Origin of the sequence: Mycolicibacterium iranicum, from assembly GCF_014190915.1 — a bacterium.
Lineage (GTDB): Bacteria > Actinomycetota > Actinomycetes > Mycobacteriales > Mycobacteriaceae > Mycobacterium > Mycobacterium iranicum_B.
In genome coordinates, this window is sequence record NZ_JACHVU010000008.1 from 137,676 (window position 1) to 163,288 (window position 25,613).

Here is a 25,613-nt window from a genome sequence, read left to right on the forward strand (position 1 = left end):
CGCCGGAGGTCTCTTCCACCACCGCACGCAGCAGTAGGCCCACGGCACCGGTCGTCCGATGACAGACGACGTGATGACGACACCGTGGCGAAGGAATACTCCCCTCCAAGCGGCTCATTGTGCCAGGCAGCCGCCCGACACGCGAAACGAGCAACCCGACGGAGCGGGATGACCCCGGACGCTGAGTAGTTTGTACCCGTGACAGCCCCGGATCGAACCCCCGAGATCCCCGACCAATATCTGCTGTCGGCCTACGCCTCCGCGCCGCGGACCTTGATCGACATCCTCTACGAGACGGCCCGCCGATTCCCGGACGCCCCGGCGCTCGACGACGGCACCGTGCAGCTCACCTACGCCGAGCTGATCTCCGATGTCGAGGACAGCGTGGCGTGGCTGGGAGCACGCGGAATCGGGCGGGGAGACCGCATCGGCATCCGCATGCCCTCGGGCAGCTACGCGCTGTACGTTGCGATCCTGGCCACCCTCGCCACCGGCGCGGCCTACGTCCCAGTCGACGCCGACGACCCGCAGGAGCGGGCCGACCTGGTGTTCACCGAGGCCGCCGTCGTCGCCGTGATCACCGAGCAGGGCCTGGTGCGCGGCCCCGGGTCGTCGCGGGGCTGGCGCGCGGCCGCACCGCTGAGCCGCGACGACGCGTGGATCATCTTCACCTCCGGGTCGACCGGCACCCCGAAGGGCGTCGCCGTCACCCACCGCAACGCGGCGGCGTTCGTCGACGCCGAGGCCAAGCTGTTCTGCCAGAACAATCCGCTCGGGCCCGGAGACCGCGTGCTCGCCGGGCTGTCGGTGGCCTTCGACGCGTCCTGCGAGGAGATGTGGCTGGCCTGGCGGCACGGCGCCTGCCTGGTTCCCGCGCCCCGCTCGCTGGTGCGCAGCGGCATGGACCTGGGGCCATGGCTCATCTCGCGGGACATCACGGTCGTCTCGACGGTCCCGACGCTGGCCTCGCTGTGGCCGGCCGAGGCGCTCGAAGCGGTACGGCTGCTGATCTTCGGCGGTGAAGCCTGCCCTCCCGAGCTCGCCGAACGGCTCGCCGCGGGCCCCGATTCCGCGGGCCGCGAAGTGTGGAACACCTACGGGCCCACCGAGGCGACGGTCGTCGCGTGCGCGGCCCGCCTCGACGGCTCCAGCGCGGTCAGCATCGGGCTGCCGCTGCCGGGCTGGGACCTTGCCGTCGTGGACAAGCAGGGTGAGCCGGTCGCCGTCGGCGAGGTCGGCGAACTCGTGATCGGCGGCGTCGGGCTGGCGCGCTACCTCGACGCGGACAAGGACGCGGAGAAGTACGCCGCAATGCCCACCCTGGCGTGGAGCCGGGCCTACCGCAGCGGGGACCTGGTGCGGCTGGAGACCGACGGGCTCTACTTCGTGGGGCGGGCCGACGACCAGGTCAAGGTCGGTGGACGCCGGATCGAACTCGGCGAGGTCGACACCGCGCTGGTCAACCTGCCCGGGGTCAGCGGCGGCGCCGCGGCCGTGCGCCGCACCGCCAGCGGCACGCCGCTGCTGGTCGGCTACATCGCCGTGACGCCCGGACTGGAGGGGTCGTTCGACGTCGCCGAGGCCCGGGCGCGGCTCAGCGAATCGCTGCCCGCGGCGCTGGTGCCGCGGCTGGTGGTCGTCGACGAGCTGCCGACCCGCACGTCGGGCAAGGTCGACCGCGACGCCCTGCCGTGGCCGGTCGGCGCCGAGGGCGACGGCAGCGCCGACGACGGCACCGACTTCGGCGGCACCCTCGGGTGGCTGGCGGGGATCTGGCGTGAGGTGCTCGCCGCCCCGATCGACGGCCCGGAAACCGACTTCTACGCCGTCGGGGGCGGTTCGCTGTCGGCCGCCCAGCTCGTCGCCGCACTGCGGCAGCGCTATCCGCAGGTGACGGTCGCCGACCTCTACGACCACCCGAGGCTCGGCTCGCTGGCCGGGTATCTGGACGAACTCGATCCGCCGCCCGCTGTCCAGACCCGGGCGGTCACACCCGTGTCGACGGTGACGCAGGCGGTCCAGGTGGCCCTGACGGTGCCGCTGGCCATGCTGACCGGCATCCAGTGGGTGGTGTGGCTGACGATCGCGAACAACGTCGCCGCCGAACTGTCTCTGGTCCCGTGGGCCCGGCCGATCGACTGGTGGTGGGTGCTCGCGGGCTTCCTGCTGTTCGTGACCCCGCCGGGACGCATGGGCATCGCCGTGTTCGGCGCCCGGATCCTGATCGGCAACCTGCAGCCGGGCACCTACCGGCGTGGCGGCTCGGTGCACCTGCGCGTCTGGCTGGCCGAACGACTGGCCGAGGCGAGCGGCGCGGAGAACATGGCGGGTGCGCCGTGGCTGGTCTACTACGCCCGCGCGCTCGGCAACAAGGTCGGCAGCGGCGTGGACCTGCACTCCGCCCCTCCGGTCACCGGCATGCTGACGCTCGGCCACCGCTGCTCGATCGAGCCGGAGGTCGACCTGACCGGGCACTGGATCGACGGCGACCAGTTCCACGTCGGCCCGATCACCGTCGGCAACGACGCCACCGTCGGCGCGCGCACCACCCTGCTGCCCGGCGCGGTCGTCGGCAAGAACGCCGACGTGGCGCCCGGCTCGGGGGTCGTCGGCAAGGTCAAGAACGGCCAGTACTGGAAGGGCTCGCCGGCGGTGAAGTCCGGCAAGGCCAAGCACCCGTGGCCGGACCACCGCCCGCCGCGCGCCCCGGTGTGGGTCGCGATGTACGGCCTCACCTCGATGCTGCTGGGTGCGCTTCCCCTGGTGGCGCTCGGCGCCGGACTGGCCGTCGTCGGCTGGGGCGTGCGCGGCACGGCGTCGCTGTCGGCCGCGATCGTCCCGGCCCTGCTGTGGATCGTGCCCGCAACCGCCGCCGCGGTCCTGGTGTACGCGCTGCTGACCGTCCTCGGCGTCCGGATGCTCTCCCTCGGCCTGCGCGAGGGCTACCACCCCGTGCGCAGCCGCGCGGGGTGGCAGCTGTGGGCCACCGAACGGCTGATGGACGCCGCCCGCAACTACCTGTTCCCGATCTACGCCGGCCTGCTGACGCCGTGGTGGCTGCGGCTGCTGGGCGCCACGGTGGGCCGGGACACCGAGATCTCCACGGCGCTGCTGATCCCGAAGTTCACCGTCGTGAACGACGGCGCCTTCCTGGCCGACGACACGATGGTCGCGTCCTACGAACTGGGCGGCGGCTGGATCCACGTGGCCACCACCACCGTCGGAAAACGCGCGTTTCTCGGCAATTCGGGCATCACGCAGCCCGGGCGCCGCGTTCCCGACGACGGCCTCGTCGCGGTGCTCTCGGCGACACCGCACAAGGCCAAGGCCGGTTCGTCATGGCTGGGCAGCCCGCCGGTGCGCCTGCGCCGCCAGCCGACCGCGGCCGACGCGCTGCGGACCTTCAACCCGTCCCAGCGCCTGAAACTGTTGCGCGCCACCGTCGAGACGTTCCGGTTCGTGCCCGTCGTGGTCACGTTCGCGATCGGCGTCGCGGTCCTGTTCGCGCTGCAGTCGGTGGCCGGGACCTTCGGCTGGTTCTGGTCGGCGGTCGCGGCCGGACTGATCCTCCTGATCGCCGGGGCGGTGGCCGGCGGCATCGCGGTCGTCGCCAAATGGCTTGTCGTCGGGCGCATCACCGCGATCGAACATCCCCTGTGGTCGTCGTTCGTGTGGCGCAACGAGGTGTCGGACACGTTCGTCGAGACCGTCGCGGCGCCGTGGTTCGCCCGGGCCGCATCGGGTACGCCGGTGATGAACCTGTGGCTTCGGGCCCTGGGCGCGAAGATCGGACACGGTGTGTGGTGTGAGACGTACTGGCTTCCCGAAGCCGACCTGGTGACGCTCGCCGACGGCGCGACCGTCAACCGCGGGTGCGTGGTGCAGACGCACCTGTTCCACGACCGCATCATGCGCATGGACACCGTCGTGCTGGAGCAGGGCGCGACGCTGGGGCCGCACTGCGTGGCGCTGCCCGCGGCGCGGATCGGGGCCGGCGCCACCGTGGGTCCCGCGTCGCTGGTCATGCGCGGGGACGAGGTGCCCGCGTCGACGCGGTGGCAGGGCAACCCGATCGCGCCGTGGAATCCGCCGCGCAAGAAGCGCGGCGACTCGTCGAACTCCAAATCCAAGAAGCAAGCCGCCGCGTGACGGCACGCAAGAGGGTCGCAAAGAAGAGCTCTGCGCCCGTCATCGACCCGTACCTGCCCGAAGCGGGCAACTTCGGCTACCGGGTCTCGCGCTACGAACTGGAGCTCGAATACAAGGTCGCCATCAACCGTCTCGCCGGGGCGGCGTCCATCACGGCCGTCACGCTCGCCGAGCTGAAGACCTTCACCCTCGATCTGTCGAGCGCACTGTCGGTGACCAAGGTGACCGTCGACGGAAAGCGCCCGGCCCAGTTCCGGGCGTCGCACGGCAAGCTGCACATCACGCTGGCCGACCGGCTGCCCGCGGGCGCGGCGATGACGGTCGCGGTGCGCTACGGCGGAACTCCGAGACCCACCCGATCCCGTTGGGGCTCGGTCGGTTTCGAGGAACTCACCGAGGGGGCGCTGGTCGCCGGCCAACCGAACGGCGCGTCGTCGTGGTTCCCGTGCGACGACCATCCGAGCGCCAAGGCCAGCTTCCGCGTGCAGATCGCCACGGAGAGCAGCTATTTCGCATTGGCCAACGGCAAGCTGCTGGCCCGGCGGGCGCGCGCGGGCATGACGACATGGGTCTACGAGCAGGCCGAGCCGACCTCGACCTACCTGATGACGCTGCAGATCGGGGTGTACGACCGGCACCGGATGGCCAAGAACGGCGTCGAGATCTTCGCGGTGCTCCCCGACCGGCTGCGCGAGCGGTTCGACCACGACTTCGGCCGCCAGCCGGAGATGATGAAGCTGTTCACCAAGAGGTTCGGCCCGTATCCGCTGGCGAACGGATACACCGTGGTGGTCACCGACGACGAGCTCGAGATCCCGTTGGAGGCGCAGGGCATCTCGATCTTCGGCGCCAACCACTGCGACGGCAGACGCGGTTCGGAACGGCTGATCGCCCATGAGCTGGCCCACCAGTGGTTCGGCAACTCGGTGACCGTGCAGCGCTGGCGGCACATCTGGCTGCACGAGGGATTCGCCTGCTACGCCGAATGGTTGTGGTCCGAACACTGCGGCGAGCGCACCGCCGATCAGTGGGCGCGCCACTACCACCACCGGTTGAAGAGCTCGCCGCAGGACCTGGTGCTCGCCGACCCCGGGCCCGACGACATGTTCGACGACCGCGTCTACAAACGCGGGGCCCTGACCCTGCACGCCCTGCGCCGCCACCTCGGTGACACCAGGTTCTTTGCGCTGCTGCAGGACTGGACCGAGCGGCACCGGCACGCCAGCGTCGTCACCGATGACTTCGTCGGCCTCGCCGCGCAGTACGCCGACGACTCGCTGCGCGCGCTGTGGACGGCGTGGCTGTACAACACCCGGGTCCCCGCGCTGGACAGCGGGCCGTGACCGACGCGACCGCGGGCCCGTCGGGCGCGGTCACCCGGGGCAGCGTGGTTCGGGTCGGCGCCGCGACGGCGGTCTCGGCGCTGTGCGGGTACGCGGTGCTCTACCTGGCTGCACGGGACCTCGCCCCGGCAGGCTTCTCGGTGTTCGGCGTGTTCTGGGGAGCGTTCGGCCTGGCCAGCGGCGCTGCATTCGGGCTGCTGCAGGAGACCACCCGCGAGGTCCGTTCCCCGACCGTCGATCCCGCCGGCCGGCGCACGCACCCGTTCCGGGTGGCCGCCGGGATCGGACTGGCCGCGGCCGCCGTCATCGCCGCCACCTCGCCGCTGTGGTCGTCGCACGTGTTCGTCGACGCCCGCGGCCTCAGCGTCGCGCTGCTGTGCGCCGGGCTGGCCGGATTCTGCGTCCACACCACGCTGCTGGGTGCACTGGCCGGGGCGGACCGCTGGTCTGCCTACGGCGCGCTGATGGTCACCGACGCCCTGCTGCGTGTCGCGGTCGCCGCCGCGAGCTTCGCGCTGGGCTGGGGCCTGGGCGGTTATCTGTGGGCGACCGTCGCCGGGGCGATCGGATGGGTGCTGATGCTCGCCGTCTCCCGCGCCACCCGGAGGGCCGCCCGCGTCACGACGCCAGGTGGGACGGCTGCGTTCCTGCGGGGCACCGCGCATTCCACGGCCGCCGCGGGAGCCAGCGCCGTGCTGGTGATGGGCTTCCCGGTGCTTCTGCAGGCCACCTCCGACGATCTGGGCGCCGCGGGCGGGGTGGTGATCCTGGCCGTCACGCTGACCCGGGCGCCGCTGCTGGTGCCGCTGACCGCGATGCAGGGCAATCTGATCGCCCACTTCGTCGACCAGCGCGAGCACCGCCTCACCGCGCTGCTCGGGCCGGCTGCGCTGGTGGCCGCCCTCGGTGGAACGGGCGTCGTGCTGGCGACGGTGTTCGGGCCGTGGCTGCTGCGGGAGGCGTTCGGCACCCAGTACCAGGCCGACGGCGCCCTGCTCGGCTGGCTGACCGCGGCGGCCGTCGCGATCGCCATGCTGACGCTGACCGGCGCCGCGACCGTCGCGGCGGCACTGCACCGGGCCTACGCCGCGGGCTGGGTGATCGCGACGGTCGCCTCGGCGCTGCTGCTGCTCTTGCCGCTGGACCTGGAGGTCCGCACGGTCGTGGCCCTGCTGTGCGGCCCCCTGTTCGGCATCGGGGTGCACCTGGTGGCGCTCGCCCGGCCGCGCGCCGTCGCGGCGCCCACCTATGCTGCGATCGATGACTGAGGAGAGAACATGAGCTGGCTGGTGACCGGTGGCGCCGGGTACATCGGTTCGCACGTGGCCCGGGCGATGCTCGACGCCGGGCTGGACGTGGTGATCATCGACGACCTGTCCAGCGGGTTCGAGGTCTTCGTGCCCGAGGCCGCGCAGTTCGTCAAGGGCACCCTGCTCGACGCTGCGCTGGTCGACGACACCCTGGCCCGGTTCGAGGTGGACGGGGTCATCCACGTTGCGGGCTACAAGTACGCCGGCGAATCGGTGAAGCGTCCGCTGCACACCTACGAGCAGAACGTGTCCGCGACCGTGACCCTGCTGCAGGCGATGGAGAACCACGGCGTCGGTCAGATCGTGTTCTCCTCCAGCGCCGCGACATTCGGCACCCCCGATGTCGAGATCGTGGACGAGACGACACCCACCACACCCGAGTCGCCGTACGGGGAGACCAAGCTGATCGGCGAGTGGCTGCTGCGCGACGCCGGCCGCGCCACCGGGCTGCGGCACACCAGCCTGCGCTACTTCAACGTCGTCGGGTCCGGCTCGGTCGACCTCTACGACACCAGCCCCCACAACCTGTTCCCGAAGGTGTTCGACATGTTGTTCCGCGGGGAGACGCCGCGCATCAACGGCGACGACTACCCCACGCCGGACGGCACGTGCGTGCGCGACTACATCCACGTCACCGACCTCGCGCTGGCCCACGTCGCCGCCGCCCGCAGGCTCACCGACGGCCTGCCCGTCGAACCGGTCTACAACCTCGGCAGCGGCGCGGGGACCTCGGTGCGCGAGATCATGACCGCGATGCGGACCGTCACCGGAATCGATTTCGACCCCGAGGTGATGCCGCGCCGTCCCGGGGACCCGGCCCGGATCGTCGCGGCGGGCGAACTCGCCGCGCGCGACCTGGATTGGAGCAACCGCCATTCGCTCGAGGAGATGGTGGGCTCCGCGTGGCGGGCGCGCCGGCATGCCGGGGATGCGTATCCCCGCTAGCTCGATGAGATCTGCCGTCGCCCGTATCGCCCTGGCGCTGATCGCGCTGCACCTGGCGGTCCGGGCGGTCCTCGCGTTCGGCGGCTACTTCTATTGGGACGACCTGATTCTGGTGGGCCGGGCCGGCACCCAGGGTCTGCTCTCGCCGGACTACCTGTTCGACGACCACGACGGGCATGTGATGCCGGGCGCGTTCCTGGTGGCGGGCGCGATCACCCGCGCTGCCCCGCTGGACTGGACCGGGCCGGCGGTGAGCCTGGTGGTGCTCGCCCTGCTGTCCTCGCTGGCGCTCCTGCGGGCGCTGCACGTCCTGCTCGGCTGGCGTCCGGTCCTGTTGCTGCCGTTGACGTTCGCGCTGTTCACCCCGCTGGCCGTGCCCGGATACGCGTGGTGGGCCGCGGGGCTGAACTCGCTGCCGATGCTGGCGGCGATGGCCTGGGTGTGCGCCGACGCGATCCTGTTGCTGCGCACCGGGAATCGGCGGTATGCGTGGTCGGGCGCCGCGGCGTACCTGGGCGGTCTGCTGTTCTTCGAGAAGTCCGCGATCATCCCGTTCGTCGCGTTCGCAGTGGTGGCGCTGCACACCTACGTGACGGGTGACGCCACAGGCGGTGCGACGGTGCGGCAGGTGTGGCGGCGGGGTGTCCGGCTCTGGGTGTCCCTGCTGACGTTGACCGTGGCGTGGGTCGGCGTGTACCTGCTGGTGGTCGATCAGCAGCGCTGGAGCTTCGACCTGTCTATGACGTGGGATCTGCTGCGGCGCTCCTTCACTCACGGCATCGTGCCGGGGCTGGCCGGCGGCCCCTGGGACTGGCAGCGGTGGGCGCCGGCGTCTCCGTGGGCCACCCCGCCCGTCGCCGTGATGATCCTGGGCTGGGTGGTGCTGACGGTGGTGCTGGCCGTGTCCCTGGCACGCAAACACCGCCTCGGGCCGGTGTGGCTGGCCGCTCTCGGCTACGCCGTGGCCTGCCAGGTGCCGATCTATCTGATGCGGTCCTCCCGGTTCACCGCGCTGGAACTGGCGCAGACACTGCGGTATCTGCCCGACCTGGTCGTCGTGCTCGCCCTGCTGGCCGCCGTCGGGCTGTGCGCACCGAACCGCGCCGGCTCGCGGTGGCTGGATCACTCCCGCCGCCGCACGGTGCTGATCGCCTGTGTGACAGTCGCCTTCGTGGCGAGCAGCCTCTATTCGACCGCGACGTTCCTCACCAGCTGGCGTGACAACCCGACCCGGCCCTACCTGCAGAACGCCCGGGTGGGCCTGGCACAGGCACACGCCTCCTCTGAGGCGCCCATGCTCGACCAGGAGGTCGACCCGCTGGTGCTGCAACGCGTGGCCTGGCCGGAGAACCTCGTCTCGCACATGTTCGCCCTGCTCCAGGACAGGCCCGAATTCGCCCCTGCCACAACCGAATTGCGCATGCTGGACGTGCACGGCAACCTGGTGGACGCGCAGGTCACGTGGGTCCGCAGCATCCGCCCGGGCCCCGACGCCCAGTGCGGATACCTGGTGCAGCCCGACTTCCCCGTGCGCATGCCGCTGGACGGGCCGCTGCTGCCCGCCGACTGGACCGTCGAGCTGAATTACCTCGGCAACAGCGACGGCTCGATGACGCTGTCCCTGTCGGAGGGCGACCAGGTCAAGGTGCCGGTCCGCCCCGGGCTGAACCGGGTCTTCGTCCGGATCCCCGGCGCCGGCGACGCACTGACCGTCAGCGCGAACACCGCCGCGCTGTCGGTGTGCCTGGCCTCCGGCCCGGTCGGTTTCGTCGCACCGAACTAGACGGCACGCACGGCAGACTGACCCCATGGGGACCGTCCGCCGTCTAGCCCAGCGCGAGCGGGAACGATTCGCCGACCTGCTGGCCGGATTGACTCCCGAGCAGTGGGCCGCGCCCAGCCTCTGCCCGGGCTGGTCGGTGCGCGACGTCGCCGCGCACACCGTCGGCTATCTGGGTCAGAGCGTGCCCGCGCTGGCCGCGGCCATGGTGCAGCACCGCGGCGACGTCGACCGGCTCAACGCCCGGATGCTTGCCGGGTTCGCGGCGTGGTCACCGTCCGACCTCGTGGAGGCGATGCGCCGCGACAGCGCTCCGGCCGGCGCCGGCGGTCTCTACGGCGGACGCGTCGCGCTCATCGAATGCGTGGTCCACCAACAGGACATCCGCCGGCCGCTCGGGCTGCACGCCGCGACACCCGCCGACGCGCTGCGGGTGTCGCTGGACTACGCGCGGATCAGCCCGGTGATCGGCGGCGCCCGGCGCACCCGCGGACTGCAGCTGGTGGCCACCGACATGGCGTGGAGCGCAGGACGCGGGCTGCAGGTCCACGGGCCCGCCCAGGCGCTACTCATGGTGCTGACCGGCCGAGGAGACGTGGTGCGCGCCGAGCTGTCCGGCGAGGGCGCCGCCCGCGTGGGATGACATGCGGAGCGTGGTGGAGCCGCCTGGGGGAATCGAACCCCCGACCTATTCATTACGAGTGAATCGCTCTACCGACTGAGCTAAGGCGGCGCTGTCGGGCGGGATGAGTCTACGGCAGGGCCTCCCGGCGACCCAACTCAGCTGCGCAGGGCCTGCCCGACCGTCCCGACCATCGCGTCGACCGCGAACTTCGGCTTCACATTGACCGCCAGCGCCTCGCGGCATTCCAGCACGGCCTCGATGCAACGCAGGAGCTTCTCCGGTGAGGCGTGTGCCGCCATCGCGGCGACCTTCTCGGCCATGTCGGGGTGGTTGGCCGCCACGTCCGTCGCTCCGGACGACACCAGCAGCGCGTCGCGGAAGTAGGTCGCCAGGTCGATCAGGGCCCGGTCCAGCGCGTCGCGCGAAGCCCGGGTCTGGCGCGACTTCTGCCGTTTCTCCAGGTCTTTGAGCGCGCCGGCCGCGCCGCGCATCGTGCCCGCGGTGCCCTTGCCGGTGCCGCCGGCGCCGAGCGCGGTGCGCAGCTCCTCGGCTTCCACTTCGTTGCGGCCCTCGGTCAGCGCGCGCGCCTCGGCCTCGGCGGTGGCGACCAGCTCCTCGGCGGCCGCGTAGGCCCGCGACGGCGTCGCGGCGTCGCGGGCAAGCCCCAGCGCCCGGGTGCGCCGCTGGCGGGCCTGGTCGTCGGTGGCCAGCCTCCGGGCCCGGCCGACGTGTCCCCCGCTCACCGACGCGGCCCAGTGGGCGTCGGCCTCCGGCAACCCGTCGGAGTCGATCAGCACCCGGGCGATGGCGTCGACCGGCGGGGTGACCAGCGCGACGTGCCGGCACCGCGACCGCAGCGTGATCGCGATGTCCTCGGGATCCACCGACGGGGCGCACAGCAGGAACACCGTGGACGGCGGCGGTTCCTCCACGACCTTCAGCAGCGCGTTCGCGGCGCCCTCGGTGAGCCGGTCGGCGTCCTCGACCACGACGATCTGCCAGCGGCCAGTCCCCGGGCGGCGCGAGGCGATCTGCACGATGGTGCGCATCGCGTCGACCCCGATCGAGAGCCCCTCGGGGATGATCCGCCGCACGTCGGCGTGGGTGCCGGCCATCGTCGTCGTACAGGCCCGGCACTCGCCGCACCCCGGGGTCCCCTCCGAGGAGCACTGCAGCGCCGCGGCGAAGCAGAGCGCTGCCACCGACCTGCCCGACCCGGGCGGGCCCGTGATCAGCCACGCGTGCGTCATGGTGCCGATCTCACCGGCGTCCCCACTGTGAGTGGAATCACCGCGCGCAGCCCGCGCAGCGGCCACCAACTCCGTCTCAACAGCGTCTTGACCCACCAGACGCGAGAAAACACCGGCCATCGCCGATAACAGTAATGCTGCGAACCGACACGTCCGTCCCAGACGCCCCTTCTGCGTCAGCAGAGCCCGATACGGTAATCCAATGGCCGCCGAACCGATCGAGATCGGACGAATCAGCGCATTCGTCCGCTGGGTCGCGCGCACCCCGTGGCCGGTGTTCACGCTGGGCATGCTGCAGGCCGACATCATCGGTGCTCTCCTGGTCCTGGGCTTCCTGCGCTTCGGCCTCCCGCCCGAGGACCGCATCCAGCTGCAGGACCTGCCCGCCTACAACCTCGCCATCTTCCTGGGCTACCTCTTCGTGTCGTTCACCGTCGCGTCCTACCTGACGCTGCGGATGCTGATCCCGGTGATGCGCTGGCAGCGTCGGGACATGCTGCTCGGCGACCGCGACCCCGGGGACACCGAGGTCGCGCGCATGCGGGCGCTGAAGATGCCGTTCTACCGCTCGCTGATCAGCGCGACGAACTGGCTGCTCGGCTCGGTGGTGTTCATCGTCGCGAGCTGGCCGGTGGCCAGCAAGTCGGCGCCCGTCGTGGCCGTTGCGACCGGCCTGGGCGCGACCGCGACCGCGATCATCGGCTACCTGCAGTCCGAGCGCGTGCTGCGGCCGGTGGCCGTGGCGGCGCTGCGCGGCGGTGTGCCGGAGAACTTCCGTGCGCCGGGGGTGATCCTGCGGCAGGTGCTGACGTGGGTGCTGTCCACCGGCGTGCCGGTCCTGGCCATCGTCCTGGCGCTGGTCGCCAGCAAGTTCGAGGTGCTGACCGCGCCGGCCGACCGGCTGATCACCACGATCCTGCTGCTGGCGATCGTGGCGCTGGTCATCGGCCTGTCCAGCACGGTGCTGGTGGCGATGTCGATCGCCGACCCGCTGCGCCAGCTGCGCTGGGCGCTCGGCGAGGTGCAGCGCGGCAACTACAACGCGCACATGCAGATCTATGACGCCAGCGAGCTAGGCCTGCTGCAGGCCGGGTTCAACGACATGGTCCGCGACCTGGCCGAACGGCAGCGGCTGCGTGACCTGTTCGGCCGTTACGTCGGCGAGGACGTGGCCCGCCGGGCGCTCGAGCGGGGCACCGAGCTGGGCGGGCAGGAACGCGACGTCGCGGTGCTGTTCGTCGACCTGGTCGGCTCGACGCACCTGGCCGCCACGATCCCCGCCTCGGAGGTCGTCAGCCTGCTCAACGACTTCTTCCGGGTCGTCGTCGACACCGTCAACCGCCACGGCGGGTTCGTCAACAAGTTCCAGGGTGACGCGGCGCTGGCCATCTTCGGCGCCCCGATCGAGCACCCCGACGCGTCCGGGGCGGCGCTGGCCGCGTCCCGTGAGCTGCACGACGAGCTGATCCGGGTGCTCGGCGAGACCGACTTCGGCATCGGGGTGTCGGCGGGCCGCGCGATCGCCGGCCACATCGGCGCCCAGGCCCGGTTCGAGTACACCGTCATCGGCGACCCCGTGAACGAGGCGGCGCGGCTGACCGAGCTGGCCAAGCTCGAACCCGGCCACGTGCTCGCATCCTCGATCGCCGTCTCCGACGCGCTGGACGCCGAGGCGCTGTGCTGGGATGTCGGCGAGATCGTCGAGCTGCGCGGGCGCACCGCGCCGACGCAGCTGGCGCGGCCGGTCAACCTGATCACCCCGCAGCGGGTCGCCCACGACGTGCCCGGCGACGTCTCGAAGACGCGCTGACCAAGCTTTCTTCTAGGCCTTCTTCTAGGCCTTCTTCTAGGCCTTCTTCGCCGCTTTCTTCGCGGGCGCCTTCTTTGCCGGCGCCTTCTTGGCCGCGGCCTTCTTGGTCGTCTTCTTCGCCGCGGCCTTCTTCTTGACCGGGCCGCGGGCGCGGCGGTCGGCGAGCAACTCGGAGGCACGCGCATCGGTGATCGACAGGACGTCGTCGCCCTTGCGCAGGCTGGCGTTGGTCTCCCCGTCGGTGACGTACGGGCCGAAGCGGCCGTCCTTGATCACCATCGGCTTCTCCGACACCGGGTCGACGCCGAGCTCACGCAGCGGCGGGGTCGCCGCACCCTGACGGCCGCGCCGCTTGGGCTCGGCATAGATTTTGAGCGCCTCGTCGAGCGTGATGTCGAACATCTGCTCTTCGGTGGCCAGTGATCGAGAGTCGGTGCCGCGCTTCAGGTATGGCCCGTAGCGGCCGTTCTGCGCGGTGATCTCCTCGCCGTTGGCGGGGTCGACGCCGACCACCCGGGGCAGCGACAGCAGCCGCAGGGCGTCCTCGAGCGTGACCGTCTCCAGGTCCATCGACCGCAGCAGCGAACCGGTGCGCGGCTTGGGCCCGGTGGGCTTCTTGCCCTTCTTGGCCGTCGATCCGGCGGTGCCGTCGTCGGGGTCACCAGATTCGGGTTCGGGCAGGATCTCGGTGACGTACGGGCCGTAGCGGCCGTCCTTGGCGACGATCTCGTGCCCGGTCGCGGGGTCCACACCCAGCGATCGGCCCTCTTGCGGTGTGGCGAACAGCTTTTCGGCGAGCTCGAGGGTGAGCTCGTCGGGGGTGAGCTCGTCCTTGAGGTTGGCCCGCTGCGGCTTGAGCTCGCCCGGATTTTCTGGATCAATGACCATCCGCTCCAGGTACGGGCCGTTGCGCCCCACCCGGACGTTGACCGCACGGCCTTCGGCGTCATCGAAGAGCTTGATGGAGTTGACTTCTCGTGCGTCGATCTCTTCGAGGTTGCCGCCGACGAGCTTCTTCAGCCCGCCTGCGCGCGCGATCGAACCGTCGACGCCGTGCTCGCCACCGAAGTAGAAGTTGCTGAGCCAGTTGGTGCGTCGCTCGTTGCCCGAGGCGATCTCGTCGAGCTCGTCCTCCATCGCCGCGGTGAAGTCGTAGTCGACCAGACGGCCGAAATGCTGCTCCAACAAACCGATTACGGCGAACGCGACCCAGGACGGCACCAGTGCGCTGCCCTTCTTGTGGACGTAACCGCGGTCCTGGATGGTCTTGATGATCGAGCTGTACGTCGACGGCCGGCCGATGCCCAGGTCTTCGAGGGCCTTGATCAGCGAGGCCTCGGTGTAGCGCGCCGGGGGCGAGGTGTTGTGGCCGTCGGGGGTCAGGTCCTTGGCGTCGACGCGCTGCCCCTGCGTGAGGTTGGGCAGTCGGCTCTCGGCGTCGTCGGCCTCACCGCCGGCCTGGTCGTCGATGCTCTCGACGTAGGCCTTGAGAAAGCCGGGGAACGTCAGGGTGCGGCCGCTGGCGTTGAACACCACCTGCTCGCCGCTGCTGGCGGCTCCGCCGATGCGCAGGCTCAGCGTGGTGCCGCGGGCGTCGGCCATCTGGGACGCGACGGTGCGCTGCCAGATCAGCTCGTAGAGGCGGAACTCGTCGGTGTCGAGCTGGGCGTGGAGCTGGCCCGGGGTCTGGAACACATCGCCCGCCGGGCGGATGGCCTCGTGGGCCTCCTGGGCGTTCTTGACTTTGCGGGTGTACTGGCGGGCCGTCGGGTGCAGGTACTCCTCGCCGTAGAGCTGACGGGCCTGGTTGCGCGCGGCATCAATGGCCGACTGCGACAGCGTGGTCGAGTCGGTGCGCATGTAGGTGATGTAGCCGTTCTCGTACAGGCGCTGCGCGATGCTCATGGTGCGCTCGGAGCTGAAGCGCAGCTTGCGGCCGGCCTCCTGCTGCAGCGTCGAGGTCATGAACGGTGCGTAGGGCTTGCGGGTGTACGGCTTCTGCTCGACCGACGAGACGGCCAGCTGGGCGCCGCGCAGGTTGACGGCCAGAGCGTTGGCGCCGGCTTCGTCGAGGACGAGCACCTCGTCGGGCTTCTTGACCGCACCGAGGGAGTCGAAATCGCGCCCGGAGGCCACGCGGCGCCCGTCGACGGTGTTGAGCTTGGCCACGAAGGTCGGCGGGCTGGCCTGCGCGTCGGACACGCTGGCATCGAGCTCGGCGGTGACATCCCAGTAGCCGGCGCTGCGGAACGCCATCCGCTCGCGTTCGCGCTGGACGATGATGCGCGTCGCCACGGACTGCACCCGCCCGGCCGACAGCTTCGGTGCGACCTTCTTCCACAGCACGGGGCTGACCTCGTAGCCGTAGAGGCGGTCGAGGATGCGGCGGGTCTCCTGGGCGTCGACGAGGTGGTTGTCGAGGTCGCGGGGGTCTTCGGCGGCCGCACGGATCGCGGGCTCGGTGATCTCGTGGAACACCATCCGCTTGACCGGGACACGCGGTTTCAGTGTCTCCAGCAGGTGCCACGCGATGGCCTCGCCCTCGCGGTCGCCGTCCGTGGCGAGGTAGAGCTCGTCGACGCCTTTGAGCAGGTCTTTCAGCTCAGCAACGGTGTTCTTCTTGTCCGGGCTGATGATGTAGAGCGGTTCGAAGTCGGCGTCGACGTTGACGCCCAGACGCGCCCACGGTTCCGACTTGTATTTGGCGGGGACGTCGGCAGCGGCGCGCGGCAGGTCGCGGATGTGCCCGCGGGAGGACTCGACGATGTAGTTCGACCCCAGATAACCTGCGATTTTGCGCGCTTTTGTGGGCGACTCGACAATGACGAGCCGCCGCACGGACCCGTTCCTGCCGCTGCCGCGGTCCTTGTCAGCCACCTGACTTATTCACCGATCTAGCTCCGCCGTTCTTCTGCTACCTGCTGAGTGCATTTACCCATGCGACCCGCTCCGGCAACTCACAATTTCGCACCCCGGGCCTGCCGACGCAAACCGTCCCTCCCCCGCCGCGCAGCCGCAGACGGGCTACAGCCGCGGCCACTGGGCCAACGCCTCGTCGACCTCCGGAGGTTCCCCCACGTTCTCTACCAGGCGCGATAGACGTCGTCGTCCACTGATCCGCAGCGCCGGATGGGACCCTCTGGTCCCGATGAGAGTCGGCGCGATCCCGACCCTCATCATGGCCGATGCCAGCGCGGAATGCGTGTCGGGGGCGTGCGGATCGAGCCCGAGCAGATACCGATCGGCCTCCGGGGCCCCCGAGGCGAGCGTCCAGGCCCGCAATTCGCGGGGCCCGGGCAGCCACTGCGGCGGTACGGTCTTGACGGCGCCCCGCGTCCATTCAGCGGCCATTCCGACCAGCCGGGCGTCGGCGGCGGTGCGTACCAGCGGCGTGTTCTCGTCGGTGCGCGCGATCTCGGGCTCCAGGCCGGCCTCGGCGATCATCTCGGCGAGCGCCTCGGCGCGCCACACGGCGTCCACGACGACCGACAGCCGCGCGGCCTGGCCCTGGGCCCCACCGAGCAGCACGACCTGGCCCGGAGCGGCCAGCAGACCCGTCAGGTCGGCGATGGCCGGGGGCACCGACTCCGCCGAGAAGAAGGACAGCTGGCTCACAACGACGACCCTAGGCCAGCGCCACCCCGCAGACGCGTTGCCCGGCCGGGGATGGCCCCGCTGTCGCCGCGGCGATGTCTACATACGAGAACACCCCCGCGTCCTCCGAGGTGGACGACGCGGGGGTGGTACTCAGGCCGTTGACGAGCCTGCGGCTCGGTGCCCGCTGACAGACCTCCGGCTCGGAGGCCCTAGACGAGCGTGCGGCTCAGTGGTCTTGGGGTGTTGCTCAGACGGCGCGAACGCCGGTGGCCTGCGGGCCCTTGGGGCTCTGGCCGACCTCGAACTCGACCTTCTGGTTCTCTTCCAGGGTGCGGAAGCCGGAACCCTGGATCTCCGTGTAGTGGACAAAAACGTCAGCGGAGCCGTCCTCGGGGGCGATAAAGCCGAAGCCCTTCTCCGCGTTGAACCACTTCACAGTTCCCTGTGGCATCTTTCGTACTTTCCTTCTCTATATTTCACCGGGTGCGGCCCGCCGTCTTTCGGCAAGCCGGGCCCGTTCCGACCGCCATACCTTCGTGGAGTGCTCGGAACTCGACCCGACCTACAACCCTCGCAGGAACCGCGATCGCAACGTCGTTCCTGCGAGTGCTGATACACGAACACAGAAGCTGCGACCGCAGTCAGTCAACCACGTTCATGGCTGCTGCGACAGTCTCGCCGCAATCACGTAGTGAACAATTCACGTACAACCTGTGCTGGGCCGGAGTTCCTACCGCCCCACGCCCTGACCGGAAAGGTCCGACGTGACAGATCCGGTGCCGGATTTCGGTCGCGCGCTGCTCGCGTGCGCGGTCGAGGGCACCGCCGCCGACGAGCACCCACTGCGCCATGTCGCCGACCTGGCCGCCCGGCGCGCCCGGCCCCAGGCGTGGCCGCACTGGGCGGACCCAGATGTGGTGCAGGCGTTCCATGATCGCGGTGTCGAGTCGCTGTGGTCGCATCAGCTCACCGCGGCCGACCTCGCACACGACGGTCGGCACGTCGTGCTCAGCACCGGCACCGCGTCGGGTAAATCCCTGGCCTATCAGCTGCCCATATTGACGGGCCTGAAACAGAATCCGCGCGCCCGCGTGCTCTATCTGTCCCCCACCAAGGCCCTCGGGCACGATCAGCTGCGTGCCGCGGCCGCGCTGACCGCCGCGGTGCCCGGTCTGGCCGATGTCGCACCCTCGGCCTACGACGGCGACAGCCCCACCGAGGTACGCCGTTTCGCGCGGGAGAGGTCGCGATGGATCTTCTCCAACCCCGACATGATCCACCTCTCGCTGCTGCGCAACCATGCCCGCTGGGCGGTGTTCCTGCGCAACCTGCAGTACGTGGTGATCGACGAATGCCATTACTACCGCGGTATTTTCGGCTCCAATGTGGCGATGGTGCTGCGGCGGCTGCTGCGTCTGTGCGCGCGGTACTCGCCGAACCAGAGCATGCCCACGGTGTTCTTCGCCAGCGCCACCACCGCCGAGCCCGCGGCGACGGCCTCGGAGCTGATCGGGCAGACGGTCGTCGAGGTGACCGAGGACGGGTCGCCACAGGGGGCCCGCACGATCGCGCTCTGGGAGCCCGCGCTGATCCCTGACCTGTTGGGCGAGAACGGCGCCCCGGTGCGGCGGTCGGCGGGCGCCGAGGCGTCCCGGGTGATGGCGGATCTGATCACCGAGGGCGCGCGCACCCTGACGTTCGTGCGGTCCCGTCGCGGCGCCGAACTCACGGCACTGGGGGCGCGGGCGCGACTGGCTGACACGGCCCCCGATCTGGCCGAGCAGGTGGCGTCTTACCGCGCGGGCTACCTCGCCGAGGACCGCCGGCAGCTCGAACGCGCCCTGGCCGAGGGTGAGCTGCGCGGCATGGCGACCACGAACGCCCTGGAGCTCGGGGTCGACATCGCGGGCCTCGATGCCGTTGTGCTGGCCGGGTTCCCGGGCACGGTCGCGTCCTTCTGGCAGCAGGCAGGCCGGGCGGGACGGCGCGGTCAGGGGGCGCTGGTCGTGTTGATCGCGAGGGACGATCCGCTCGACACCTACCTCGTGCACCATCCCGCGGCCCTGCTCGACAAGCCCATCGAGCGGGTGGTGATCGACCCCCGCAACCCGCATGTGCTCGGTCCGCAATTACTCTGCGCGGCAACCGAACTCCCGCTTTCCGACGCCGAGGTGCGGATGTGGGACGCCGAGGAGGTGGCGGCCACCCTCGTCGACGACGGGCTGCTCCGCCGCCGCCCCAGCGGCTACTTCCCCGCCCCGGGCCTGGACCCGCACCCGGCCGTCGACATCCGCGGCGCCAGCGGCGGGCAGATCGCGATCCTGGAGGCGGGGACCGGCCGGATGCTCGGCAGCGCGGGCGCCGGGCAGGCACCGGCGTCGGTGCACCCGGGTGCGGTGTATTTACATCAGGGTGAGAGTTATGTCGTCGACTCGCTCGATTTCGAGGACGGCATCGCCTTCGTGCACGCCGAGGACCCCGGCTACACCACCTTCGCCCGGGAGCTGACCGACATCGACGTGACCGGGCCCGGCGAACGGTCCGAGCACGGCCCGGTCACCGTGGGGCTGGTCCCCGTCTGCGTGAGCAATACCGTCACCGGCTACCTGCGCCGGGGGCTCGACGGTGAGGTGATCGACTTCGTCGAGTTGGAGATGCCGACCCGCAAGCTGGAGACGATGGCGGTGATGTGCACGATCACCCCGGAGGCTCTGCAGGACGCCGGCATCGACCTCCTGCGGGTGCCGGGCGCACTGCACGCGGCCGAGCACGCCGCCATCGGGCTGCTGCCCCTGATGGCCAGCTGCGATCGGGGTGACATCGGCGGGGTGTCGACCGCGATCGGGCCGGTGGACGGACTGCCGACGATCTTCGTCTACGACGGTCATCCCGGCGGTGCGGGCTTCGCCGCCCGCGGATTCCGCACGATGAGCCGCTGGTGGGAGGCGACGGCGTCGGCCATCGACGCCTGCGAGTGCCCGATGGGCTGCCCGTCGTGTGTGCAGTCGCCGAAATGCGGCAACGGCAACGATCCGCTGGACAAGGTCGGCGCTGTGCGCGTGTTGCGGCTGGTCATCCGCGCGCTGGAGGGGCGCTTCGACTAGCTGCCCGACATGGCGATCGACCCCTCGACGACCACCACCGGGGGCGGGGGCCGCGGCCGGACCTCACCGGCCGGGCTCGGCCGCGAGGGGTCTGACGACGGGATCCGTTCCCACTGGGTCCTGTCGGAAAATACTCCGTGAGCGCGGGCGTTGGCAATGAGTTGACGGCATTCGCGGCCGCCCAGGTGCTCAGACAGTTCGGATTTCGCAGAGCCTTTTCGCAGCGAACCGGGTGGGGGCGATCGGTAGGATCACCTCCATGACCCACGACTGGGTGCTCGTGGAAACGCTCGGTAGCGAGCCCGTCGTCGTCGCACATGGCGCCCACACCAAGAACCTGATCCCGATCGGGACCTTTCTGCGCCGCAATCCGCACCTGATGGCGATCCAGACCGCGATCGGGGAGACCGTCCGCGCCGCGACCGGGCTGAGCAGCATCACCCCGAAGAACGACCGGGTGATCAGGACCGAGGTCGTCCAGATGTCGGACGGCCGCATCCACGGGGTCCAGATCTGGCTCGGCGCCCCGGACGAGGCGCCGCCGGAGCGTCCGCTGGTCGGGTCGCTGCTGTGGGACCTGACGGCGGGGACGGCCACTGACACCACCGAGTCGTTGCAGGTCGGCGGCTGGGATCCCGCCCGGCAGGCCACGCACGGCCGGGCGTTCGCCGACGATCTGCCCCGGCGCGAACTGAACCCGAACGAAGCCGAGGTCATCAGCATGGTGATCAAGCCGGAGGCCGGGGTCACGATCTGCAACACCTGGGATGTCACGGACTACCGCGGCGAACCGATCACGGTCGGGTTCGTCGCGCGCTCGCTGCCCGAGACCCAGGACGACGGCACCGAGCGGCTGATCTGCCGGGCGATGAACTGGCGCAGCGTCAGCGAGGGGCCGAACATCCAGCACGACCTGCTGGCGCAGCGCATCCTCGACGGCCTGGCCCAGCCCGGCGTGCACCGTGCGCTCGTCGACCCCAAGCACTGGACGCTGCTGAAGTGGCTCGACGACCCGGTGCCGTTCTTCGACTGGCGGGCCGGGATGGTCCGCGATGAGGCGGTGCACCCGCAGGACCGTGAGGTGATGAAGGCGATGGCCGCGGACTTCGAGTCCGGCACGGCCAGCGGCGTGCTGCGCATGGTCGGTCAGCACGGTGGCTGGACGCCGGTTCATGTGACGGTCAACCGCGTCGAACTCGGCCGGGGCATCTACGCCGGGCTGGCGTCGCTGCGGCTGCCGACGGACGCCGAGATCGCCGCGGCCGGACTCACCGCGAACACGGACACCGAGCGAAAGACGTTCTCTCGCAGGGCAAGCACACACTGACCCGCCGACCGGGGCCGGGCACCGTCGCGGTCTCACCGGCCCCGTCAGCCGGTCCCGCCCTCGTCGGGACCTGCCCGCGCGACCGCCCTGGCCGGGCCCGCCCCGAACAGGCGCACCGCCGCCCGGGCCTCGACGGTCACCACGGCGTCGAGTCCGTCGACCACGCAGTCGACGGCCGTCACCGACATCGCCCGCGCCACCGCGCTGGCCTGCGCGCATGCCTGTTGCCGGCCGGCCGGGACCGCGGCGGCCGCAGCGAGGGCGGCGAGGTCGGCCGCCGCCTGCGCGCGGTGGCGGGCGATCACCGCGGCACCGATCTGCGCGCCGCCCACCGTGACCGCCACCAGCGCCGCGCACATCGCGGCCGCGATCACGCTGGCCGCACCACGCTCCTCACGCGCCCGGCTCGACAGCCGACACACCATCGGCAGAGATCGACACCATCGGCAGCAATGCCGATCTCGCCGTGACCCGGGCAGTGACGAAACCGCCGTCGCGGCGCACCTCGACCGACGCTCCCCGCGGGGCGATGTCCTGCGCCACCCGCGTCGCCGAGGAATCTCCGCGTGCCGCCAGTCGCGCGGCCTCCCGGGCGGCGTCGACACAGCGCACCTGCATCGAGACGGCGGTGAGGCCCGCCAGGCAGACGGCGAGCACCGACACCAACGCCACCGTCGCGAACGCGGCTTCGGCGGTGGCGATCCCGGCCTCATCGTCTAGACGTTGGTGTTCAGCGCCCGGCTGATGATGTTCGTCAGCGCGGTGACGATCGAGTCGCCGGTCACCACCGTGTAGAGAATGGCCCCGAAGGCCGCCGCGGCAATAGTGCCGATCGCGTACTCGATAGTTCCAGTTTACACCAAGGCACGTCGAACGCGGGGACCGCAGTAAGACTCCGCCTAGAGAAACTTCTTTAGTTCTTCCTTTGACCACTTCACGAATTGAGCTCGTTCGCTGTCACGCCACGCGGAATCTGCCTTATGGGCGGCGCGGATCGGGGGAAGAATTGTCTGCCAAATGTCCTGCACCATTCGTGGTCGCGATTGCGCGGGCGGAAGTTTCTTCAGCTCTTGATCATCGTATTTGCTGCCGGTGTAAATGTGGAACCCGCCATCGGGATACACCTGTAACTCGAAGTATCCTTCCGGCTCGGCATAATGGTAAAGCGCCACCCTTGCCGGCCCGAAAGCCGCTCGGTTGCGGCCTACTAGCGAAAGGGAAACTTCTGAGGACATGTCGACTCCTCGCGACATGTTCGCCCTCTTGCCGACGTAAACACTGTTCATGTCGGAAATACCTGAAAGCTTCACCATTGGAGCAATACGTCGATTCTTGTGGTGCATGTATAGGAGCCACAGAAAGAAGTCGGGTTCCAATTCTTCTGTGACGCTTGACGAGGTAATGGTCCCAGGGGGCGTCTCGTCTTCGACAAGTTCGTTGAGCGCCTGCCGGACGTAATTGTCGACTTCGTCAGCTTTTCGTGTAGTGACGAGTGCCGTGATTTGATTGGGCTCGCCCTCGTCCAACAGAAGCACGTCGAACGAATGTCGTACCGAGATCAATCGCCAGTCCGCGTCGGAGGTGAATCGGCGAACAAGTTTGGGGTCGTACAGGTCGTAATAATAGCGGAGGGCCAGTATGGGTGTGTCAACGTGGTTCTTTGCCGCTGCAAGCTTGAAGCCCTTGTATTTTTTTATCCGCACGCCTTCCGGCCCTGCGAACAGCGGGTCGTCAGACGTCGATCCCCACCCGTTGCTCGGCTCGGTCGGGTCCGCGGGGTAGCGGTGCTTCTCGGCCGCGGTCACCATGCCTTGCAGGCCGAGCTGGGTATTGACCTTGAAGACACTGATCGAGAGGTGCCCTCCCGTCAGCAATCCCATTGCTACCCTCCCTGAAGGTTGAACCCGTCGATGCCGGTCTGAACTTTCAGGAGTTTAGGCCATCCGAGGGCCAGTTTCGGTGACCAACTCTGCCTAATCCGGAGATCAATCGGGTAGCCGCCCGTGATTCCGTCATCGCGTTTGACACGAATTGCAACTGCGGCTTTGATGCCGGGGTCCGGCCGAATGCCGTAGAAGACGAGGCCCGTCCGGGTTTGATTCTCAGTCAGCGTGTCGTTTCTTCCCCGCTGCACGGTGACCAGGTGGCTGCCGACGGGATGGAGATCGATCTCGAAACGGAGGCCATGGTGCTTCACGTAAGAACGAATGAGCCGACAAAAGAGCGAATCGCCCGAGACGTGCACCTGGAGATTGACCGCCTGGCCCGAGACGATTGTAGGGCGTCCGCTGTCGGGCTCGACTTGATTGTCACCCAGCCGCCACTGCAATTCTAAGGTGGGTCGGCCTGCTATAAAGCTCCAAAAGAAAGATGCAATCAAGGAGGCTATCGAAACCTCGAGAACCGCCTCCAAAAGCTTGCCGCCGACAAACCCGAATTCCCACGGCAGCAGGGTAATCAGCCAGTAAGTAAGAACTGTGGATGCGAACTTCGCGGAATCGAAGACCCACTCGCGATACTTGGAAGTCACCGGTATAGGTTGACTCGCTTTAGCGCAACACTCAGTGATGCGAAGTCTTCTTCTTTGGCATAGACGATACCGTCCTGCACGACGGTAATGTCATTATGCGTTGAACCATTGTGGAGACGAACCTGCTCTACGAATCGCCCATTCAAGTGAGTTGCGATGAAAATCTCAATTGAGTCCAACAGTCGTTGCTCGATCAAATCAACCAACTGATCCGATAACCAGTCCGCCTCAGTCTCTGCAATTGGTTGAAAGTACCGGTCGACGAAGGCGAACTGAATTACCCGGAAGTTGCTGAAACTCAAACCGAGCGCAATCCAGATGAGGTCGTCCGAGCCCGCCAAGAAAGTGTCCGTGCCGTTCCTGAACATCTGCGCGGGTTGCAGTTGCTCGGGGTTCGGGAGCGGCTGAAGTTCTTGCTTGCCCTTGCCGCCCCGTACCAGCTGGAGGACGGTCATACGGACATCCTCCCCCGGGGGTCTGACAAGGCAACGCGTGGAGGGCCACCAGCGTAGGCGGTCGCGCCCCACGCTGTCATGGCTCCTCTCAAAGTAACGGCTACCTCCCACTGACGCGATCCGTCGAGGACGGCGCGCCGCGAAACTGCGGCGTCCCCTGTGGCGCTGACGCTCATCAACGCCTCCCCGTTCTTGGCTCGATCTGGAAGATCTTCCTCTGCCTTACGCCGAGTCGTTCCCACTCGTCGGCCAGGAGGCGGAGCCGGTTGTCGGCAGCCGCCCGCGACAGTTGATAGCCGTAGTTACCATCGTTCTCGGCCTGCAGGCCCTCAGGATTCCTGATCACTCTCAGCACGGCCTCGGCTTCGATGTCGATCACGTCGGCCACGTCAAGGTGGCTGTCTTCAATCCTCGCGGCAAGGTCAGGAATCCTGCGGATGATCATCCGCTCCACCTGGGCGAGACGGCGCTCGATAAGCGCCTTCACCTCGGGCTCGGGCTCCCTGGCCCACAACTCGACCACGTCTTCGGCGGTTGCGTATGCCATCAGATGGCCCTTTCGAGTCTGTTGAGTAGTGCTGCACTTGCGGGGTTAACGAGCAGCCCTGCTGCTTGCTTCCCCCGCATGTCTGCGAGGAACTCCGCGTGCGAGCGTGGGTCTCGCCGGTTGAGTCGGCCCCGTAGGAAGTCGACAACGGACAACGTCGCCGCGGGTCTGCTCGGCGTCCGCTTGCGTCGCCGCAGCGGTCGACTCGACTTGCTCATCGGTCCTCATCCTCGGGCTCGGCGAAGTTGATCCGCGACAGGAGCTGAGCCAGGAGACCGCGCTGGACGCGGGCCTCGGCGATGAACGGGGAGATCACAGGCTGTCCCATGCTGCCCTTGACGGTCAGAGGTGCCTCCGCCGCTGCGTCGTCCAGCTCTGCGATCTGATCGGCCGTTTTGCACGCCTGAAACAGCAGTTCCGCTTTGTCTGGGTAGCTTTCAACGTCGAAATCCGAGGCTATTTTTCGCCACAATTTCTGGCCGGGTTTACCTAAACCCGCAGGTGAACGCATGTTTATTCCTAACTTACTGTCTATGAAAAACAGGGGTTTATGTCTCATCGGATTAGGCACCCGCATAACCGACCGGTCGGAGACCGGGGGCAGGGGGTAACCCCCCTGGGGGGCTTCAGCTAATCCAGGATCAACACGTCGCAAGACGTTTGCCTGCTGTTATGCCACGGCCGACGCCGTGCGCCAGCTAATGCACCTCTTGTGCTCTGCTGGCCGATGAGGGAAGGTGTGGCCTATGCGCTGCGGACCTGACCAGGACTACACCCAAGACCCTGACCATCAGTGCGTGGTCATTCCTGAGGGGTACTTCGCGAGTCAGACCACGCCGCC

Annotated in this window: 21 protein-coding genes and 1 tRNA gene; 9 read left to right on the top strand and 13 right to left on the bottom strand. The window is 69.1% G+C overall.

What is annotated here, in order from left to right; genetic code table 11:
- Positions 1 to 198 precede the first annotated feature (198 nt).
- Genes FHR72_RS17925 through FHR72_RS17950 form a run of 6 tightly spaced genes read left to right on the top strand, consistent with a single transcriptional unit; the run spans position 199 to position 10,170 of the window.
- Positions 199 to 4,149: a Pls/PosA family non-ribosomal peptide synthetase gene (locus FHR72_RS17925; RefSeq protein WP_183470539.1), complete on the top strand. Its 3,951-nt coding sequence runs from the start codon at positions 199 to 201 to the stop codon at positions 4,147 to 4,149.
- Complete coding sequence (locus FHR72_RS17930; protein ID WP_183470541.1) at positions 4,146 to 5,492, top strand: M1 family metallopeptidase; 1,347 nt, start codon at positions 4,146 to 4,148, stop codon at positions 5,490 to 5,492. Before FHR72_RS17925 ends, FHR72_RS17930 begins: the two co-directional genes overlap by 4 nt.
- Entirely contained in the window at positions 5,489 to 6,760 is a 1,272-nt protein-coding gene (locus FHR72_RS17935; RefSeq protein WP_183470543.1) for a hypothetical protein, read from the top strand. Before FHR72_RS17930 ends, FHR72_RS17935 begins: the two co-directional genes overlap by 4 nt.
- Positions 6,761 to 6,769: 9 nt before the next feature.
- A complete protein-coding gene (gene galE, locus FHR72_RS17940; RefSeq protein ID WP_183470545.1) occupies positions 6,770 to 7,747 on the top strand; it encodes a UDP-glucose 4-epimerase GalE in 978 nt (325 codons plus the stop codon).
- 4 nt (positions 7,748 to 7,751) lie between these two features.
- Positions 7,752 to 9,530, top strand: coding sequence for a hypothetical protein (locus tag FHR72_RS17945; protein WP_183470547.1), 1,779 nt, complete (start codon positions 7,752 to 7,754; stop codon positions 9,528 to 9,530).
- Between the two features lie 25 nt (positions 9,531 to 9,555).
- Entirely contained in the window at positions 9,556 to 10,170 is a 615-nt protein-coding gene (locus FHR72_RS17950) for a maleylpyruvate isomerase family mycothiol-dependent enzyme (protein ID WP_183470549.1), read from the top strand.
- Positions 10,171 to 10,184: 14 nt separating this feature from the next.
- Here FHR72_RS17950 and FHR72_RS17955 read toward each other — a convergent pair.
- Both FHR72_RS17955 and FHR72_RS17960 read right to left on the bottom strand, forming a co-directional pair.
- Positions 10,185 to 10,260, bottom strand: a tRNA-Thr gene (locus FHR72_RS17955).
- A 47-nt stretch (positions 10,261 to 10,307) separates the two neighbouring features.
- Entirely contained in the window at positions 10,308 to 11,522 is a 1,215-nt protein-coding gene (locus FHR72_RS17960; RefSeq protein WP_183470551.1) for a DNA polymerase III subunit delta', read from the bottom strand.
- Positions 11,523 to 11,604: 82 nt separating this feature from the next.
- Here FHR72_RS17960 and FHR72_RS17965 point away from each other — a divergent pair, with 82 nt between their 5' ends.
- On the top strand, positions 11,605 to 13,212 hold the full coding sequence (locus FHR72_RS17965) for an adenylate/guanylate cyclase domain-containing protein (RefSeq protein WP_183470553.1): 1,608 nt from the start codon (positions 11,605 to 11,607) through the stop codon (positions 13,210 to 13,212).
- Positions 13,213 to 13,248: 36 nt separating this feature from the next.
- On the opposite strand, the gene topA is transcribed toward FHR72_RS17965, so the two are convergent.
- The 3 genes from topA to FHR72_RS17980 form a co-directional block, all read right to left on the bottom strand.
- Positions 13,249 to 16,089 carry a type I DNA topoisomerase gene (gene topA / locus FHR72_RS17970; RefSeq protein WP_183470555.1) on the bottom strand — a complete coding sequence of 947 codons (2,841 nt, stop codon included), beginning with the start codon at positions 16,087 to 16,089 and terminating at the stop codon, positions 13,249 to 13,251.
- Positions 16,090 to 16,236: 147 nt separating this feature from the next.
- A complete protein-coding gene (locus FHR72_RS17975; RefSeq protein WP_183470557.1) occupies positions 16,237 to 16,827 on the bottom strand; it encodes a hypothetical protein in 591 nt (196 codons plus the stop codon).
- Between the two features lie 229 nt (positions 16,828 to 17,056).
- Positions 17,057 to 17,260 (bottom strand): cold-shock protein, encoded by a 204-nt coding sequence (locus tag FHR72_RS17980; protein ID WP_006243848.1) that lies wholly within the window; start codon positions 17,258 to 17,260, stop codon positions 17,057 to 17,059.
- 313 nt (positions 17,261 to 17,573) lie between these two features.
- Between FHR72_RS17980 and FHR72_RS17985 the strand changes: the two genes are divergently transcribed.
- Complete coding sequence (locus FHR72_RS17985) at positions 17,574 to 19,913, top strand: DNA 3'-5' helicase SftH (protein WP_183470559.1); 2,340 nt, start codon at positions 17,574 to 17,576, stop codon at positions 19,911 to 19,913.
- Positions 19,914 to 20,172: 259 nt separating this feature from the next.
- Positions 20,173 to 21,240 (top strand): PAS domain-containing protein, encoded by a 1,068-nt coding sequence (locus FHR72_RS17990; RefSeq protein WP_183470561.1) that lies wholly within the window; start codon positions 20,173 to 20,175, stop codon positions 21,238 to 21,240.
- Between the two features lie 44 nt (positions 21,241 to 21,284).
- On the opposite strand, the gene FHR72_RS17995 is transcribed toward FHR72_RS17990, so the two are convergent.
- The 8 genes from FHR72_RS17995 to FHR72_RS18030 form a co-directional block, all read right to left on the bottom strand.
- On the bottom strand, positions 21,285 to 21,665 hold the full coding sequence (locus tag FHR72_RS17995) for an Rv3654c family TadE-like protein (protein ID WP_183470563.1): 381 nt from the start codon (positions 21,663 to 21,665) through the stop codon (positions 21,285 to 21,287).
- Positions 21,634 to 21,942 (bottom strand): TadE family type IV pilus minor pilin, encoded by a 309-nt coding sequence (locus FHR72_RS18000; RefSeq protein WP_183470789.1) that lies wholly within the window; start codon positions 21,940 to 21,942, stop codon positions 21,634 to 21,636. Before FHR72_RS18000 ends, FHR72_RS17995 begins: the two co-directional genes overlap by 32 nt.
- A 14-nt stretch (positions 21,943 to 21,956) precedes the next feature.
- Positions 21,957 to 22,085 (bottom strand): DUF4244 domain-containing protein, encoded by a 129-nt coding sequence (locus FHR72_RS18005; protein WP_183470787.1) that lies wholly within the window; start codon positions 22,083 to 22,085, stop codon positions 21,957 to 21,959.
- 54 nt (positions 22,086 to 22,139) lie between these two features.
- Positions 22,140 to 23,120, bottom strand: coding sequence for a hypothetical protein (locus tag FHR72_RS18010; protein ID WP_183470565.1), 981 nt, complete (start codon positions 23,118 to 23,120; stop codon positions 22,140 to 22,142).
- A gap of 2 nt (positions 23,121 to 23,122) precedes the next feature.
- Entirely contained in the window at positions 23,123 to 23,770 is a 648-nt protein-coding gene (locus tag FHR72_RS18015; RefSeq protein ID WP_183470567.1) for a hypothetical protein, read from the bottom strand.
- Positions 23,767 to 24,225 (bottom strand): hypothetical protein, encoded by a 459-nt coding sequence (locus FHR72_RS18020; protein ID WP_183470569.1) that lies wholly within the window; start codon positions 24,223 to 24,225, stop codon positions 23,767 to 23,769. The genes FHR72_RS18015 and FHR72_RS18020 overlap by 4 nt, the downstream gene beginning before the upstream one ends.
- A gap of 175 nt (positions 24,226 to 24,400) precedes the next feature.
- Positions 24,401 to 24,772 carry a Gp19/Gp15/Gp42 family protein gene (locus FHR72_RS18025; RefSeq protein WP_183470571.1) on the bottom strand — a complete coding sequence of 124 codons (372 nt, stop codon included), beginning with the start codon at positions 24,770 to 24,772 and terminating at the stop codon, positions 24,401 to 24,403.
- A 214-nt stretch (positions 24,773 to 24,986) separates the two neighbouring features.
- Complete coding sequence (locus tag FHR72_RS18030; RefSeq protein WP_183470573.1) at positions 24,987 to 25,283, bottom strand: hypothetical protein; 297 nt, start codon at positions 25,281 to 25,283, stop codon at positions 24,987 to 24,989.
- Positions 25,284 to 25,613: the final 330 nt, after the last annotated feature.

Coding starts and splice junctions, on each gene's coding strand:
- FHR72_RS17995 (WP_183470563.1), bottom strand. CDS start 21,665: ATGGTGTGTCGGCTGTCGAGCCGGGCGCGTGAGGAGCGTGGTGCGGCC.
- FHR72_RS18030 (WP_183470573.1), bottom strand. CDS start 25,283: ATGCGTTCACCTGCGGGTTTAGGTAAACCCGGCCAGAAATTGTGGCGA.
- FHR72_RS17960 (WP_183470551.1), bottom strand. CDS start 11,522: ATGGCCGGTGTTTTCTCGCGTCTGGTGGGTCAAGACGCTGTTGAGACG.
- FHR72_RS17990 (WP_183470561.1), top strand. CDS start 20,173: ATGACCCACGACTGGGTGCTCGTGGAAACGCTCGGTAGCGAGCCCGTC.
- FHR72_RS18010 (WP_183470565.1), bottom strand. CDS start 23,120: ATGGGATTGCTGACGGGAGGGCACCTCTCGATCAGTGTCTTCAAGGTC.
- FHR72_RS17965 (WP_183470553.1), top strand. CDS start 11,605: ATGGCCGCCGAACCGATCGAGATCGGACGAATCAGCGCATTCGTCCGC.
- FHR72_RS17950 (WP_183470549.1), top strand. CDS start 9,556: ATGGGGACCGTCCGCCGTCTAGCCCAGCGCGAGCGGGAACGATTCGCC.
- FHR72_RS18025 (WP_183470571.1), bottom strand. CDS start 24,772: ATGGCATACGCAACCGCCGAAGACGTGGTCGAGTTGTGGGCCAGGGAG.
- galE (WP_183470545.1), top strand. CDS start 6,770: ATGAGCTGGCTGGTGACCGGTGGCGCCGGGTACATCGGTTCGCACGTG.
- FHR72_RS17980 (WP_006243848.1), bottom strand. CDS start 17,260: ATGCCACAGGGAACTGTGAAGTGGTTCAACGCGGAGAAGGGCTTCGGC.
- FHR72_RS17945 (WP_183470547.1), top strand. CDS start 7,752: ATGAGATCTGCCGTCGCCCGTATCGCCCTGGCGCTGATCGCGCTGCAC.
- FHR72_RS18020 (WP_183470569.1), bottom strand. CDS start 24,225: ATGACCGTCCTCCAGCTGGTACGGGGCGGCAAGGGCAAGCAAGAACTT.